The sequence below is a fragment of the Acinetobacter sp. V91_7 genome (genome assembly GCF_031799075.1).
GTDB lineage: Bacteria > Pseudomonadota > Gammaproteobacteria > Pseudomonadales > Moraxellaceae > Acinetobacter > Acinetobacter calcoaceticus.
The window spans coordinates 92,880-109,021 of record NZ_JAVQNT010000034.1 but is presented as its reverse complement, the minus strand read 5'-3'; the positions used below and the strand labels follow the sequence as shown (position 1 = coordinate 109,021).

General features: G+C 40.9%; 13 protein-coding genes. 3 read left to right on the top strand and 10 right to left on the bottom strand.

Annotated features, from left to right (window positions below; all coding sequences use genetic code 11):
- Positions 1 to 506: 506 nt before the first annotated feature.
- Positions 507 to 1,223: a LuxR family transcriptional regulator AbaR gene (abaR, locus tag RMB03_RS10440; RefSeq protein WP_311075906.1), complete on the bottom strand. Its 717-nt coding sequence runs from the start codon at positions 1,221 to 1,223 to the stop codon at positions 507 to 509.
- A 636-nt stretch (positions 1,224 to 1,859) separates the two neighbouring features.
- Here abaR and RMB03_RS10435 point away from each other — a divergent pair.
- Both RMB03_RS10435 and abaI read left to right on the top strand, forming a co-directional pair.
- Positions 1,860 to 2,276 carry a DUF4902 domain-containing protein gene (locus RMB03_RS10435; protein ID WP_005037524.1) on the top strand — a complete coding sequence of 139 codons (417 nt, stop codon included), beginning with the start codon at positions 1,860 to 1,862 and terminating at the stop codon, positions 2,274 to 2,276.
- A 63-nt stretch (positions 2,277 to 2,339) separates the two neighbouring features.
- Positions 2,340 to 2,906 carry an acyl-homoserine-lactone synthase AbaI gene (abaI, locus tag RMB03_RS10430; protein ID WP_132072310.1) on the top strand — a complete coding sequence of 189 codons (567 nt, stop codon included), beginning with the start codon at positions 2,340 to 2,342 and terminating at the stop codon, positions 2,904 to 2,906.
- A gap of 141 nt (positions 2,907 to 3,047) precedes the next feature.
- Here abaI and RMB03_RS10425 read toward each other — a convergent pair whose 3' ends face one another.
- From RMB03_RS10425 to RMB03_RS10395, 7 genes are all read right to left on the bottom strand, one after another.
- Positions 3,048 to 4,409, bottom strand: a complete 1,362-nt coding sequence (locus tag RMB03_RS10425; RefSeq protein WP_311075903.1) for an MFS transporter — start codon at positions 4,407 to 4,409, stop codon at positions 3,048 to 3,050.
- Between the two features lie 122 nt (positions 4,410 to 4,531).
- Entirely contained in the window at positions 4,532 to 5,557 is a 1,026-nt protein-coding gene (locus RMB03_RS10420) for an enoyl-CoA hydratase/isomerase family protein (RefSeq protein ID WP_311075901.1), read from the bottom strand.
- 12 nt (positions 5,558 to 5,569) lie between these two features.
- Positions 5,570 to 6,343: an enoyl-CoA hydratase gene (locus RMB03_RS10415; RefSeq protein ID WP_311075899.1), complete on the bottom strand. Its 774-nt coding sequence runs from the start codon at positions 6,341 to 6,343 to the stop codon at positions 5,570 to 5,572.
- Positions 6,344 to 6,364: 21 nt separating this feature from the next.
- A complete protein-coding gene (locus RMB03_RS10410) occupies positions 6,365 to 7,492 on the bottom strand; it encodes an acyl-CoA dehydrogenase family protein (RefSeq protein ID WP_311075897.1) in 1,128 nt (375 codons plus the stop codon).
- A gap of 11 nt (positions 7,493 to 7,503) precedes the next feature.
- Positions 7,504 to 9,153: an AMP-binding protein gene (locus RMB03_RS10405; RefSeq protein WP_311075895.1), complete on the bottom strand. Its 1,650-nt coding sequence runs from the start codon at positions 9,151 to 9,153 to the stop codon at positions 7,504 to 7,506.
- Positions 9,154 to 9,230: 77 nt separating this feature from the next.
- On the bottom strand, positions 9,231 to 10,121 hold the full coding sequence (mmsB, locus tag RMB03_RS10400; RefSeq protein WP_311075893.1) for a 3-hydroxyisobutyrate dehydrogenase: 891 nt from the start codon (positions 10,119 to 10,121) through the stop codon (positions 9,231 to 9,233).
- 11 nt (positions 10,122 to 10,132) lie between these two features.
- Positions 10,133 to 11,650, bottom strand: a complete 1,518-nt coding sequence (locus tag RMB03_RS10395; RefSeq protein ID WP_311075891.1) for a CoA-acylating methylmalonate-semialdehyde dehydrogenase — start codon at positions 11,648 to 11,650, stop codon at positions 10,133 to 10,135.
- 166 nt (positions 11,651 to 11,816) lie between these two features.
- On the opposite strand from RMB03_RS10395, the gene RMB03_RS10390 reads away from it, so the two are divergent.
- Positions 11,817 to 12,698 (top strand): LysR family transcriptional regulator, encoded by an 882-nt coding sequence (locus RMB03_RS10390; RefSeq protein WP_004640467.1) that lies wholly within the window; start codon positions 11,817 to 11,819, stop codon positions 12,696 to 12,698.
- A gap of 57 nt (positions 12,699 to 12,755) precedes the next feature.
- On the opposite strand, the gene RMB03_RS10385 is transcribed toward RMB03_RS10390, so the two are convergent.
- Positions 12,756 to 14,189 (bottom strand): amino acid permease, encoded by a 1,434-nt coding sequence (locus RMB03_RS10385; protein WP_311075887.1) that lies wholly within the window; start codon positions 14,187 to 14,189, stop codon positions 12,756 to 12,758.
- A 369-nt stretch (positions 14,190 to 14,558) separates the two neighbouring features.
- A complete protein-coding gene (locus RMB03_RS10380; protein WP_231764287.1) occupies positions 14,559 to 15,998 on the bottom strand; it encodes an amino acid permease in 1,440 nt (479 codons plus the stop codon).
- Positions 15,999 to 16,142: the final 144 nt, after the last annotated feature.

Here is a 16,142-nt window from a genome sequence, read left to right as displayed (position 1 = left end):
CTCTTGATTGTAGATCTTGTATTCAAGATCTAATTTACTGTGTGCTTTCTCTTTTTAAGAGCAATAAAAGATTCAGGTAAAATCCTCTAATAGCCTTTATTTACAAGGATAAAGCTCATAAAGGAATCTGCTTTAAATTGTATTTAAATAGCTCGAAATCATGTACAGCACTGTGACTAATATATAAACTTAGAATCGATGTATTTCACCCATAGATAATACCAAAAAAAATACGAATATTTATTTTTACCAAGGATATTAATCAAGAAAATATTTATTATCAATATTAAAATAATAGAAAAATTAAAAATAAATTATTAGTTAAATTTAAAAAAAATACAGACCCCACAGCAAATAATCTTTTCTAAAAAATTCATTTTAATTAAAATTTTATTAAATAAAAAAATACTTTTCAAATAATTAACTTTATTTTAAAAACACATCTAATAATATTTTATTTTCTTAAAATCCAATATTAAAATTCTCTATCTTTTATATATCCACCTTTATAAAACCCCCAACATCACAGCCCGAATAGCTGCTGAAATTTTATTATTCACATTTAACTTCTGCATTGAGTTACAGAGATGAAAATTTACTGTTCTTTCAGTTACCCCGAGAATCTGGGCAATCTCTGCTGACGTTTTTCCTTCCGCAGTCCAACGTAGAACCTCTTTTTCCCGGTTCGTTAAATAAAGATTAAACTGAGCAAATTCTGCATCATTCACAATTTTAGCAATGCTGGAATGCACGGTCTGAGACAACCAATACATATTTGTATATTGAGCTTTCTGCTCTTTTTCTGATAATTGGTCAGCAGATCTTGCTAGTGTTAGCATTCCCCTTGTACCAATAAAGTCACGGCTTGACTGTGCCCAACCAACATTTAAACCATAAGAACGCGCCTCCTCCCAAAAATTTTTTTGAGATTGTGTGTTCGCAGATTGACTCGACCAGACAAGAGGTTGAAGTGATAGCATACAATGCTGTACGGTTGGATCTACCCTCACATATTGCTGTTTAACATAACGCTTCTGCCATGCTTCGGGATAATTATTCAACATAATCGTTTTTGGTTCAGCAATAGATAATGGCGACTGCATACCATAAGCACAATAATCAAATCCGAGCTTTAAAGCTGTAGATTTGACAACCTCAAATAGCTGATATTCATTTTTTACCATCAGAGATGCTGATAGTAGATCTTCTTGCCAATTTTCCATTTACTCTTATTAAACCTCATGCATAAATCATTTTTATTTAGTTGCATATAGTGAATTCATAATCCAATTAACAACTTTTTTGAGCTTGAGAGGGTGGTAAATTTTCCGGATAAACTGGTTTCAGAAAGCTTTTTAAGGTTGTTATATTGCATATGCGAATTATGCTTGAAAGCCTCAAATTTACAGGATGCATTTTATTCCAAAAATGAGTATTTTTTATTTTTAGAAGAAGCCTATTATTTCTCCTTACTTGTATATTTCTATTAATTTAACTAAAGAATAACGTCTACCAGTGATACTAGCAGTATAAGTTTTTTATTTATTATTTGATGAAACGCATAATAATGATAATGATTTCGAAAATATTATTTTAATAATAGGATAGATATTATCTACAATACATATGAAAAACTTAAACTATTGATAGCCTTGAAACAAGCAACTCTCATATTCAAGCTATAGATGGGTCAATCTCTGCATAAGTAAAACTCCCTGCCCGAAGTACTTTCTAAAGAACAGCTTAACGTTGTGTATCAGCAGATTACGGCTAACCTGTAAAACTTAACAGTATTTTGTTGGCAATAATTTATGTTATTTATCTATAGAACTGTAATTCAAGTCACTTGAACAGGTAGCATGGTCACAATCCCCCCTGATTTCTCAATCTCAACAGATGGTTTTATTCGGATGAATGAAATCCAGCTTATGAATTACCCCCTCCAACACCTCATATCTATTGTTGAAACTACACAAATTGAAGATTCTCAAATTCTATATTGTGGGTTTACTGAATGGGCAACATCACGGAGCCCAGCTTTAAGTACCGGATGGGACTGGGAATTTATTGAGAACAATGGAATTGCTAGCTTAAAGCGAATTGGACTACCTCGAAGCAATATCATGATTGTTGATTTATCTGGTACAGATATTGGATTTGATGTTACTGAAACATTAATCGAAAAAAAAATAGATTCTTTGTTTTGGGAACACTTCATTTATGCTCAAATCAATACAACGCAAACAAAGACTATATTAAGTCCAAATTTCTCTTAGAAACCTGTAAATTCTTACAGTTACCGCCTTTTCAGCTGTCGAGTAAAGTCGCCTGAAAAATAAGTGGAAGCACTTGTAATGAATGTTATTGCTGGATTCCAAAACAATTTTTCAGAAGTCCTATATACCAAATTTAAAAGTTACCGCTACAAGGTATTTGTTGAACATTTGGGTTGGGAGTTGAACTGTCCAAATAATGAAGAACTAGATCAATTTGATAAAATCGATACAGCTTATGTCGTCGCTCAAGATAGAGAATCCAATATTATTGGTTGTGCCAGACTACTACCAACGACTCAACCCTATTTACTGGGTGAAATATTTCCTCAATTAATGAATGGAATGCCTATTCCTTGTTCACCAGAAATTTGGGAATTATCAAGATTTTCAGCCGTAGATTTCTCGAATCCGCCGACCTCTGCTAATCAAGCAGTGTCATCCCCAGTCTCTATTGCAATTTTGCAAGAAGCGATCAACTTTGCAAGAGAACAAGGCGCAAAACAACTCATTACAACCTCACCTCTTGGTGTAGAGCGGTTATTACGTGCCGCGGGTTTTCGTGCTCATCGTGCAGGTCCACCAATGGTTATCGACGGATATGCTATGTTTGCATGCTTAATTGAAGTGTAGTTAGTTAAATCAAAGTCTAAGAATATTGGTGACATAGCAAAGATTAAGGTCTTAAGCCAGAATCTCGTTTCGCTCATTAAATTTCAAAAGCCCTAGTCAAAAGATTAGGGCTTTTCTTTATTTGAAGATTCAAACTTAATATTAAGACTGCTCAGTAATTTTGGTTTTCAAATTTAATTCTGATTTCTTATGGTAAGCCTCATCAGTTTTAGTCTGCCAATCACGTGGCATAAATGAAGTCGATATGATCGCAACGATAGCCATAGATCCAATATAAATCATAATTAAGTAAGGATTACCCTGCCCGATACTTAAAAGTTTCGTCGCAATTAGCGGTGCTAAACCACCACCAAGTACCCCAGCTAGCTGTACCGAAATTGAGATTCCGCTATAACGAATTTCTGCCGGAAATTGACGTGCAAAAAGCTGAGCTTGTGGTGCATACATAATCGGAAAAACCACACCAATCGCTAAAACAATTGCCGTCCAGACCAATACTGGATCTTTAGTGTTGAGCATGGTAAAAAATGGATAGCAATAAAGTGCCAATACGCATAACCCAAACATAAACATATTGCGTTGACCTACTTTATCTGACAAATGTCCACATAACGGCGTCATAAATAGAATGACCACAGCACCGCAAATGGTGGCAAATAAAATGTCCTGACGTGGGATTCCAAGTTTTGCAGTGGTATAGGCCAACGTAAAGGTTGAAGCAATATAGAACCATGCATTTTCGGCAGCGCGAGCCAAAATAATCGTGATGAGCTGCTTTGGATGGTTTTTAAAAACTTGTAGGGCAGGAACTTTGACTTCTTCGGACTGCTGCTTTACTTTTTCAAAATCTGGTGACTCTGGTACTTTCACTCGAATGTACCAGCCTACTGCCAGTAAAATAATGCTGGCAAGAAACGGTAAACGCCAACCCCAGCTAAACAGTGCTTGTTCAGGTAATAACGACACCAGTCCTAGAGCAATTGAGGCTAGCATTAAGCCACCACCCGTACTGGCTTGAGGCAAGCTTCCCCAAAACCCTTTACCGCCTTCGGGTGCATGTTCAACTGCCATGAGCACAGCACCGCCCCATTCACCGCCCATTGCCATACCTTGAATGAATCGTAAGATGACCAAACCGATTGCAGCCCAGTAACCAATTGACTCGTAAGTCGGTAATAAGCCAATGAGAACCGTCGGAATCCCCATTAACATTAGCGTTAGTAACAACATCGACTTACGGCCAATTTTGTCACCAAAATGACCAAAGACTAAACCACCTAATGGCCGCCCAATAAATCCAACGGCATAGGTTGCAAATGCAGCAAGTACACCCGTCAATGCATCCAGATTTGGGAAAAATAATTTATTAAAGATGAGAGCTGCTGCTGCGCCATAAATAAAGAAGTCATACCACTCAATGGTGGTGCCGACCATGCTAGAGATGCCTGCTAATCGATGTGACGACTTTTTAGTATGTGAACCGTTTCCTTGTATTGTTTGCATCGCAATTTCCTTTCTTCGATTTTCTTGTTTTATCTTTTTTATGCTTATGACCAACCCTGACCATAAGCATTTTCAGGTCTCGCTTTATCTCCTTAAGCTTTTTATATTGTTGTAATGCGGGCTTAGCTTAGCTTTTCTAAAATTTGCTCTAGCTCCGCATTACGTTCTTGCCACTGTGGTTGTTTATCTTTATCGACAATGAGCGCACGAACGCCTTCAATAAAGTCACCATGCTCAAACCAGATATCCTGTAAATCACGCTCAAGTTGCATACATTGCGGCAAAGAAAGCCCACGGCCTAAATGTTGCAGCTTCAAACTCGTTTGTTTGGCAATAAATGAACGTTGCTGCAAAATGCTGAGCATCTTGCTAGTCCAAGTCTTTAAGCTTTCATCTTGTTCATTTTCAAGACTTTGTTCAATTTCATCTAAATGCTGAAAACCGAAATGTTTACGGATGCCTTCGGCTAGTTGCTTTAATTCACTTTCGGCAGGACGAGTAATAAATCGGGTAATGATGTGTTCAATTCCCTCTTTAGTTAAACTTGGTGCTTCAACAAGAGCATCTTGCAAAGCTTGTAACTGCTCGCTTGGCACATGGTAGTCAATTAAATCGAGGTAAAGCGCATCACTACTGCTGATCTGCTCACCCGTAATTGCCATATAAACGCCAATGTCATCAAGACGAGACAGGAAATGTGTTGCACCAACGTCTGGGAAGAAACCAATGGCTGTTTCAGGCATAGCAAATCTGGACTTTTCACTGCTCACCACAATGTGACAAGCCTGAGCCAAGCCAAAACCGCCACCTAATACATATCCATCAAGCATAACAATGACTGGCTTTGCATATTCACGCAGTACATTCAGCATTTTATATTCGGCACTAAAGTAGCCTTTGTAGTCGGCCGTGCCATTTTTATAACTGTCGTAAAGATAGCGAATATCACCACCTGCACAGAAGGCTTTTGGGCTATTTGATTTGATTAAAACTGTCTGAATAGCAACATCATTTCGCCACAGTTCCAATTGGGCACCAATGCCTTCAATCATATCTAACGACAATGCATTGAGATGAGTCACACGGTCTAAGGTAATAATGCCCAACTTACCTTGTTGCTCAATCATTAAGTGATTTTCTGTATTCATTTTATTGATCTCTTATTGATTTTTAAAATTTGGCTGGCGTTTTTCAACGAAAGCCTGCATTCCTTCTTTTTGGTCAGATGTCGCAAAAATTGAATGGAACATACGTCGCTCAAAGCGTAAACCTTCGGTGAGATTCACTTCATAAGCTCGATTAATGGTTTCTTTGAGCATCATGTTTGCAGTTAAAGATCTTGCTGCAATTTTTTCTGCGGCTTGCAGGGTCTGTTCAAGTAATTCTTCTTTACTAAAAACACGTGCAACCAGCCCACTTTGCTCTGCCTCTACTGCGCCCATTTGTCGAGCGGTAAAGCACATTTCCATTGCTTTGGCTTTACCAATCGCATGAGTTAAGCGCTGTGTACCACCAATACCTGGAATTACGCCTAAAGTAACTTCAGGTAAGCCAAACTTGGCGTTGTCAGCACAATAAATAAAATCACACATAAGCGCCAATTCACAGCCACCACCTAACGCATAGCCACTCACCGCTGCAATTAGAGGTTTACGGCGCTGTGCAATACGGTCTGCAAGATGGAAAAAGTCATCAAAATAAATATCAGGAAATGCTAAATCAGCCATTTCTTTAATGTCTGCGCCTGCGGCAAAAGCTTTTTCTGAGCCTGCTAATACCATGCAGCCAATTTCGTGGTCTTTTTCGAGCTGATCTAATGCCTGATTAATTTCACTAATTAATTCGCTGTTTAAAGCATTGAGCGCTTGAGGGCGATTTAATGTAATCAGTCCAACCCCATTACGCTTTTCTAATAAAATACTTTGCCACTGCATGATTTATTCCTTGTTCTGGTTTTATAGACTACGGGCGATCACTAAACGTTGAATATCGCTCGTGCCTTCGTAAATTTGGCAAATACGAGCATCACGATAGATGCGCTCAATTGGGAAGTCTTTGAGATAGCCATAGCCACCAAACACTTGTAAGGCGCTCGAACACACTCGCTCCGTCATTTCCGAAGCAAATAACTTGGCCATTGAAGCTTCATTTAGACACGGTTGCCCTGCTTCTTTTAAACGTGCAGCGTAGTGAACAAGTTGTCTGGCAGCTTCAATTTCGGTTGCCATACTAGCAAGGCGAAAAGCGATAGCTTGATGCTCAAAAATCGGTTTTCCAAAAGTAATACGTTCTTTGGCATAGCGAGTTGCTTCTTCGAGCGCTGCACGTGCCAAACCTACTGCCTGTGCAGCAATACCAATACGTCCACCTTCTAAATTGGCAAGTGCAATTTTTAAACCTTCGCCTTCTTTGCCTAGCATGAGGCTTTTATGGATACGTACATCGGTCAGAGCAATCTGACACGTATCGGATGCATGCAGGCCTAGTTTTTCTTCAACACGAATCACTTCGTAACCCGGTGTATCGCGTGGAACTAAAAAGGCACTAATCCCTTTTTTACCTGCACTCGGGTCGGTTACTGCAAACACAATAATCACGCCAGCATTGTTGCCAGAGGTAATAAACTGCTTGGCGCCATTTAAAATGTAATCATCGCCATCTTTAACCGCACGAGTTTTAAGTGCTGCTGCATCTGAGCCTGTATGTGGTTCAGTTAAGGCAAACGCACCGATCATTTCACCTTGTGCCAAAGGCTTTAAAAACCGCTCTTTTTGCTCATCGGTACCAAATTTTAAAATAGGCACACAGCCAACCGAGTTATGTACACTCATAATGGTCGAAGTTGCGCCATCAGCTGCGGCAACCTCTTCAAGTGCCAGTACATAGGCTAAATTACCCGTGTCTGAACCGCCCCATTGCTCTGAAACAAGCATACCCATAAAACCGAGTTGCCCCATTTGAGCTAAGGTATCTTCCGGGAATGTCCCGTCTCGATCCCAATCGCTGGCATTAGGCTTAATTTGTTCTTGGGCGAAACTTTTCGCCATATCACGAATGAGTAATTGTTCTTCGGTAAATTGCATTATTATTTCCTTTACCCTGCTTTAGCTTGTTGTTTAGCAATTTCTTGATTACGCAATAAAAAGCGCTGAATTTTGCCACTTGGAGTTTTAGGTAATTCACTCACAAATTCAACTAAACGAGGGTAAGCATGTGCAGAAAGTCGTCTTTTAACAAATTGGCTAAGTTGTTCAGCAAGTGTATCGGAAGGTTGAGCATCCGCAGCTAAAATTACGAAGGCCTTAACCACTTCGGTACGGTCCGGATCAGGCACACCAATCACTGCTGCTTCAATCACAGCGTCGTGTTCAAGCAAAGCACTTTCTACATCAAAAGGCCCAATACGATAGCCCGATGTGGTGATTACATCATCACTGCGGCCAACAAAGCTCATACTGCCATCAGCATGTAACTCGGCAGTGTCGCCAGTTAAATAGTAGTGACCAATGAAGGGCGATTTACGGCTTTCTTTATAGCCGCCGAACCACATCATTGGAGACTGACTAATGTCGACTGCTAATATTCCCGGTGTATCTGGCGGAAGTTCTTCCCCTTGTTCATTGACAATCGCAACGCGGTAGCCCGGACTTGGGAAACCTGCTGAACCAGCATGAATTTCATGTTTTAAACCATGATGGTTACACACCACCATACCGACTTCGGTTTGTCCGTAGTGATCATAAATCGGAGCATCAAGGACTTGTTTAAACCAGCGAATTACTTCTGGATTCAGCGGCTCACCTGCACTGCTAACGACACGGAATAGTCCTTTTAACGGCGCCATTTGTGCTGGATCAGCCGCCATCATCATACGGTAAGCCGTTGGGGCACCTGCCAAGTTGTTAATTTTATAATCTTTTACAATTTGACATAGGCTATCTGTGCTAAAACCACCTTCATAGAACAAAGTAGCGTGGCCTAAAAATAACGGCCCCGTAATCGCGTAGTACAGACCATAAGCCCAACCCGGATCGGCAATATTCCAAAACGAATCTTCTTCGGTTAAACCAATGGCATCTTGCATATATCGCCCAAAGGCAATCAATGCTTTTAACGGCACTTCCAAAGGTTTCGCTGGCCCAGTAGTGCCTGAAGTAAACATCAATAAAAATGGATCTTGGATGCTACGCATGACCAGATCGCATTGATCGGACTGCTGCTTAACTTCATTCCAGAAATTAAAATCATCTGCTTTGAGCGGAGTACCTTGCACATCGGCAACCGTCACAATTGGAGGGCAATTTTCAATTTCATCAAGCTTGCTGCGGTTACCTACATCGGTCACCACCAGCTTGCTTTGTGCAAGCTGAATACGGTGCTCAATCGCCTTTGGGCCAAACGCAGTAAATAGTGGCTGGTAAACAGCACCAATTCGCCAAGCTGCAAAAATAGTCACGATCAATTCAGGTGTTCTTGGTAATAGACCTGAAATACGGTCACCTGCTTTCACACCTTGTGATTTTAAAAAGTTGGCAAACTGACTCGACCATTCTTTTAATTCACGGAAGGTATATTGCTCTTTTCGTCCGTCTTTTCCTTGCCAATACAGCGCAATTTTGTCGCCATCTGCATGTCGATCACAGCATTCATAACAAGCATTTAAGGCATCAAGTGAACCTGATAACATCTGTTTTGCAGTACTTTCCAAATCGAAAGCCTGTGCAGCATTTTGATAATCCATCATATCTTTTCCCTCAGTCCGGATTTGTTGTTATTCACGACAGGGTTTAATTGAGTTAAAGCCATCCTTTGGCTTTGCCGTTATGCCTCTTGAGGCAGGTATTGCTGAATAATGCTCGAAAAATCGAGATTGGCATTCCCACGCATGCACATTTGCTGATACAGCTGCTGCACCATACCACCGAGTAAAATCGGCTGCTTAACTTGGCCTGCAGCTTCGACAGCAAGACCTAAATCTTTCAACATCAGCTGAGTTGCAAAGCCGTCTTGATAGCCTTTAGATGCTGGCGCATTTTCATTAATATGCGGCCATGGGTTACACACATCCGAGCTCCAGCAACGACCGCTTGAGATGTTAATAACGCCTGCCAATGCTTGTGGATCGATGCCCAGCTTTACACCGAGTGCCATACCTTCGGCCACTGCTGCCATTGAAATACCTAAAATCAGGTTATTGCAGATTTTGGCAATTTGGCCTGCTCCAACATCACCACAATGAACAATATTTTTGCCCATGTGGCTGAGCACAGGTTTCACTTCATTAAAGGTTTGCTCATCGGCACCCACCATAAAGGTTAAAGTTCCCGCTTGAGCACCAATGGTCCCACCAGAGACTGGTGCATCACAGATTTTAATATTTTTGCTATGTGCAACAGCGGCAATATCTTTAATGGTTTGTGGATCAATGGTACTGCTATCAATGCATAAGCTACCTGCTTTTAGCACTTCTAAAACACCATTTTCACCTAAGTAAACCTCTTTAACATGCTTTGCCGCAGGCAACATGCTAATGACCACATCAGCTTCTTTCGCGGCTGCCTGTGGACTGTCACATACTACGCCACCCGCCTCGGCAAAGTGCTGAATAGCAACTTCACTGAGGTCATAACCATAAACTTTGATTCCGGCTTTAAGTAGGTTATGGGCCATTCTGCCGCCCATATTTCCTAGACCGATAAAGGCGATATTCATCCGTGATCCCCTTAACGTAAACTAATGGTTGTGTTTACTGCACCAACTTCATGGCTGTCTTCAAACCAGCGACTAGTAATGGTTTTGGTTTGGGTGTAGAACTGTACAGCCTGTTTGCCGTATGGTCCCAAATCACCCAATTTTGAGCCTCGTGAACCCGTAAAACTAAAGAAAGGCACTGGCACAGGAATTGGAATGTTGATACCCACTTGACCAATATCAATGAGGTTTTGGAAAGTACGCGCAATCGCACCACTTTGTGTGAATAGACCTACACCGTTACCAAATGGGTTGGCATTGATTAGAGCAATCGCTTCCTCAAGTGTGTCTACGCAAATAATTGAAAGTACAGGTCCAAAGACTTCTTCTTTATAAATACGCATGTCGGTATTTACGCCACTAAAAATCGTCGCGCCAACAAAGTTGCCTGATTCATAGCCTTGAACTTGAACATCGCGACCATCGAGTAATAACTCTGCACCTTGCTCAACACCGCTATTAATTAAATCAAGCACACGCGCTTTAGCACGCTTTGAAATGACAGGGCCAATATCGGTATTCGGCTCATGCCCTGCATTCACTTTTAAAGTTTTCGCTTTTTCGACTAACTCTTGAATCCACTGTTTGCTTTCACCCACCATGACTGCAACCGACAATGCCATACAGCGTTGCCCTGCAGCACCAAACGCTGCACCCACTAGGGCATTTAAGGTTTGCTCTTTATTGGCATCTGGCATGACAGCTACATGGTTTTTTGCACCCATCATCGACTGCACACGTTTGCCATGTTGCCCTGCAAGGTTATAAACATGCGTTCCAACCGCAGTTGAGCCAACAAATGAAATGGCTTTAATGTCTTTATGCGTACATAGACGATCAACAACTTCTTTACCGCCATGCACAACGTTGAGCACACCTGCTGGAACACCTGCTTGAATCGCAAGTTCAACGAGCATCATGGTTGATAATGGATCTTGTTCTGATGGTTTTAAAACAAACGTATTGCCACAAACGATTGCCATTGGGAACATCCACAGCGGAATCATCGCTGGAAAGTTAAACGGCGTAATGCCAGCACACACACCCAAGGGTTGCTGCAAGGTATAAGTGTCTACACCACGTGCCACGCCTTCAACATATTCACCCATTTGTAAGGTGCCGATTGAACAAGCATGTTCAACCACTTCCAAACCCCGTTGAATATCGCCTTCAGCATCTGCCAAGGTTTTGCCTTGTTCAGCCGTTAGTACTTGCGCAATTTCCTTCATGTTGGCACGGATTAAGTCTTGCAACTTAAGCATGATGCGCATACGTGCTTGAATTGGAGTTTGACGCCAAGACGCAAAAGCATCTTGTGCAGCTTGAATAGCAGCATCGACTTCTTGAACCGTTGCAAATGGTACACGACCAATCACTTCCTGAGTTGCAGGGTTAATAATGTCTTGCCATTCCTCTGTTTCAGATTCGATAAATTGTCCGTTAATGAGTAATTTAGCGGTTTCCAATTCGATTTTTTGGATTGTGTTCATAACCTCTCCGTAGGCCATATTTTTATTGTGTTCAATTATTAGAAAATACTTTTTGATCGTATTTTCTTTATTTCAGTTTCAATTGAGACTAACAAAGAAATCTTTGACCACCAACGCAAATTCATGCACGATTGATGTGCAAATATGCACAGGGATTACAATAAAAATGAAAGTGGATTGGGATCATCTACATTTTTTTCTGGTTTTAGCTCGCACTAAAACCCTAACCAATGCTGCGCGTATTATTGGGGTAGAGCATAGTACGGTTGCAAGACGGATTCAGGCCCTAGAACTTGCTTTAGGTACAACGCTCTTTAAGCGTGAAGCAACTGGTTATGAACTGACACTCGAAGGGATGGCACTTGTTCCTCGAGTTGAGCAAATGGAACAAGCTTTCTTACAAATTGAAAAACCACATCAACCTTTACAAGGCCGTGTGCGAATTGGCACACCTGAAGGCTTTGGAACTGCGTTTTTAGCCCGCTTACTGGCTGAGTTCTCTATTCAGTATCCACTGCTTACCATCGACCTGATTCCAGTGCCAAAAATGATTAAGCTCTCACACCGTGAAGCAGATATTGTGGTGTCAATTGACCGTCCAACTTCTGGGCCATACATCATTACGCGCTTGTCTGACTATTGTTTAAAAATTTATGGTAGCCAAAACTATCTGGCTCAGAACCCACCTATTCGCGGTTTAGAAGATTTAACCCAGCATCGTTTCGTGAATTATATTGATGATCTGGTCTATAGCCCCGAGCTGTACTGTTTAGAACGATTGCCCTTAAAGCTCAATGCAAATTTCCGGAGTAGCAGTATTTTGGCTCAACAAATTGCGGTAAGTGCTGGTGCAGGGCTTGCAATTTTGCCCAAGTTTTTGGCAGATGATAAACCGGAACTTGACGTCGTTTTAGAGCAACAAGTTCGCTTTACCCATACGTTCTGGATGTTGACCTTTGTTGATTTACAACATGAACCGCGCATCAAATTAGTTTGGGATTATCTACGTAAGCAAGCCGATAAATATCAACATTTATTGGTTGATTAAATAGTCTAAATAAAAAAGCCAATCATGATTGATTGGCTTTTTTGAAATTATTAATAATTAATCAAAAGTTTCTTGGCCTAGTTTTTTCATGCGTGGTTTATAAAACACATGATAGCTAACGCCTAAAACCACTAACCATAATGGACTAACATATACCGCTTTTAATGTATCTGGTTCTAATGCCAGAATCACTAAAGTGAACAAGAAAAATGCAATGACAACATACGCCATCAACACCCCACCCGGCATTTTAAAGGTCGATTTAGCATGTAACTCTGGACTCAACTTACGGTAACGTAAATAGCATGCCATGATCAGAAGCCATACGCTAATAAAGAGAATCACACAGAGTGAACTTGCCAAAGTAAATGCTTCCATCGTGTTTGGGACAAAGTACTGCAACACTGCCCCACCCATAATGAAAATACATGAGAAGATTAAACCATTTGAAGGTACGGCACGTTTTGATAAACGCCCCAATGCACTTGGCGCCTGACCATCTTTCGATAAACCGAACAGCATACGACTGGTTGAAAACACACCGCTGTTCATTGAAGACATCACTGAAGACAGCACAACTAAGTTCATAATGATGGCAGAAACTGGAATACCTGCATTTAAAAACAACTCAACAAACGGGCTTTTATCTGCGCGAATGTGATCCCATGGTGTCACTGACATCACTACAAAGAGTGCTAACACATAGAATAAAATAATACGTATTGGAATCGCGTTAATCGCTTTCGGTAGATTTTTCTCTGGATCTTTCGTTTCAGCCGCTGTTGTACCAATCAGTTCAACGCCAATAAAGGCAAACACGGCAATCTGGAAACCTGCCAAAAATCCGCTTACGCCTTTTGGAAATATGCCGCCATGCGACCACACATTACTTACACTCACAACCTCTCCATGTGGAGCTTGAAAATGAGTGAGGATCATGTAACCACCGACTCCAACCAGGCCAATAATGGCTAAAATCTTAATGAGTGCGAACCAGAATTCAACTTCACCAAACAACTTCACCGTAAGAAGGTTAAGCCCTAAAATGAATAGTACACAGCCTGCACTAATCATGGCCTGTTGCATTGGTGAGAAACTGGCGCCTTCGGGCAACCAGAAACTTAAATAGTTAATGACAGCAGAAAGATCGGCTATACCCACTAACACCCAACCTAACCAATAAGTCCAGCCTATATAATAGCCAGCCCATGGGCCGATCAAGTCATATGCCATATCAACAAATGATTTGTAATGTAAGTTGGCAAGCAGTAGTTCACCCAATGCGCGCATCAGAAAAAAGAACATGCCACCAATTAACATGTAAATCACAAGAATTGAAGGACCAGCGAGGGAGATGGTTTTGCCCGAGCCCATAAATAAGCCGGTTCCAATTGCACCGCCAATTGCAATCATTTGTAGATGGCGATTATTTAATTTCCGTTGTAAATGTTCAGGGGAGCTTGCCTCATCTGAATGATGAACCATTGTCATATTAGAAGTCCTTTTTATATTTTGCTTAACTTAAATCAGCAACCTATAGGGAGAAAAACGAACCGTATATCGTGGGTTGCTGAGTCTATACCTCAGGACAAGATGTTCAAGTATATTTTTCCTTAATTGATAAATCGTTTGTCCTGTTTTTTTAAGTCACATTATTTATGTAATGCCTTCACGGCAATTTTAATTAACATATCTGGATTCTCCAGATTAGCCGGAGTGTAGCATGCGATAATGCTATATGTACTTTTCCAATACCCTCAAAATCGCACCATTGACTCAAAAATAAACAATATTATTCCGATAAAAAATCGAAAGAAAATAAAAAAAGCCAATCATGATTGATTGGCTTTTTATTAAAACTTAATGATCATTGACGAGCTCACGTCCTAGTTTTTTCATGCGTGGTTTATAGAGCACATGATATGTGACGCCTAAAATAACCAACCATACTGGACTGACATATAGTGCTTTCAAAGTATCTGGTTCTAATGCCAAGATCACCAAAGTGAAAAGCATAAATGCCAGAACTATATAGCTCATCCAAACACCGCCCGGCATTTTAAAAGTTGATTTTTCATGTAACTCTGGACGTAATTTACGATAGCGTAAATAGCACACCATGATGAGACTCCACACACTAATGAATAGAATCACACAGAGTGAACTTGCCAAGGTAAATGCTTCCATTGTGTTTGGAACAAAGTACTGAAGTACCGCTCCGCCCATAATGAAAATACAAGAGAAAATCAAACCATTTGATGGCACGGCACGTTTTGATAAACGACCAAATGCACCCGGTGCCTGACCATCTTTTGATAAACCGAATAGCATACGACTGGTTGAAAACACACCGCTGTTCATTGAAGACATGACTGAAGACAGCACCACCAAGTTCATGATAATTGCAGAAACCGGAATACCCGCATTTAAGAATAACTCAACAAACGGGCTTTTATCTGCGCGAATGTGATCCCATGGTGTTACTGACATCACAATAAATAGTGCCAATACATAGAACAAAATAATACGTATCGGAATCGCGTTAATTGCCTTCGGTAAATTCTTCTCTGGATCTTTAGTTTCAGCAGCCGTTGTACCTACAAGTTCAACCCCGACAAAAGCAAACACGGCAATCTGGAAACCAGCCAAGAAGCCTTCAGTACCTTTCGGGAATAAACCACCATGCGACCAAACGTTACTGATGCTTGCTACAGCACCTTGAGGAGCTTGGAAATGGCTGAAAATCATGTAACCACCCACTCCGATCAGGCCAATAATCGCCAAGATCTTAATGAGTGCAAACCAGAATTCGATTTCACCAAACAAACGTACTGTCAGAAGGTTAAGACCCATCACAAACAACACACAGCCTGCACTAATCATGGCTTGTTGTGTTGGAGAAAAGCTCGCGCCATCGGGCAGCCAGAAACCTAAATAGTTGATGACCGCTGAAAGGTCCGCAATACCCACCAGCACCCAACCCAACCAATAGGTCCAGCCCAAATAATAACCAGCCCATGGACCGATCAAGTCATGAGCCATATCAACAAAAGATTTGTAATGCAGATTTGCAAGGAGCAACTCGCCCATTGCACGCATTAAGAAAAAGAACATTCCTCCAATGATCATATAGATCAAAAGGATTGAAGGACCTGCGAGGGAGATGGTTTTACCCGAGCCCATAAATAGGCCGGTTCCAATTGCACCGCCAATTGCAATCAGCTGTAAATGACGGTTAGACAGTTTTCGTTGCAGATGATCAGGAGAATTTTCTGTATCTGAATGACGAGCCGTTGTCATATTAAAATTCCTTTTTGAATTCCTTTGTTAAGATCAGCAACCTATGGCGAAAATCGAACCGTATGCCATAGGTCACTGAATCTGTTCACCAAAAAATGACTGGATAAACCGTATCTATCTTCCTTCTGTTAGATACATCATCAT

Coding starts and splice junctions, on each gene's coding strand:
- abaR (WP_311075906.1), bottom strand. CDS start 1,223: ATGGAAAATTGGCAAGAAGATCTACTATCAGCATCTCTGATGGTAAAA.
- RMB03_RS10435 (WP_005037524.1), top strand. CDS start 1,860: ATGGTCACAATCCCCCCTGATTTCTCAATCTCAACAGATGGTTTTATT.
- RMB03_RS10425 (WP_311075903.1), bottom strand. CDS start 4,409: ATGCAAACAATACAAGGAAACGGTTCACATACTAAAAAGTCGTCACAT.
- RMB03_RS10420 (WP_311075901.1), bottom strand. CDS start 5,557: ATGAATACAGAAAATCACTTAATGATTGAGCAACAAGGTAAGTTGGGC.
- RMB03_RS10415 (WP_311075899.1), bottom strand. CDS start 6,343: ATGCAGTGGCAAAGTATTTTATTAGAAAAGCGTAATGGGGTTGGACTG.
- RMB03_RS10410 (WP_311075897.1), bottom strand. CDS start 7,492: ATGCAATTTACCGAAGAACAATTACTCATTCGTGATATGGCGAAAAGT.
- RMB03_RS10405 (WP_311075895.1), bottom strand. CDS start 9,153: ATGATGGATTATCAAAATGCTGCACAGGCTTTCGATTTGGAAAGTACT.
- mmsB (WP_311075893.1), bottom strand. CDS start 10,121: ATGAATATCGCCTTTATCGGTCTAGGAAATATGGGCGGCAGAATGGCC.
- RMB03_RS10395 (WP_311075891.1), bottom strand. CDS start 11,650: ATGAACACAATCCAAAAAATCGAATTGGAAACCGCTAAATTACTCATT.
- RMB03_RS10390 (WP_004640467.1), top strand. CDS start 11,817: ATGAAAGTGGATTGGGATCATCTACATTTTTTTCTGGTTTTAGCTCGC.
- RMB03_RS10385 (WP_311075887.1), bottom strand. CDS start 14,189: ATGACAATGGTTCATCATTCAGATGAGGCAAGCTCCCCTGAACATTTA.
- RMB03_RS10380 (WP_231764287.1), bottom strand. CDS start 15,998: ATGACAACGGCTCGTCATTCAGATACAGAAAATTCTCCTGATCATCTG.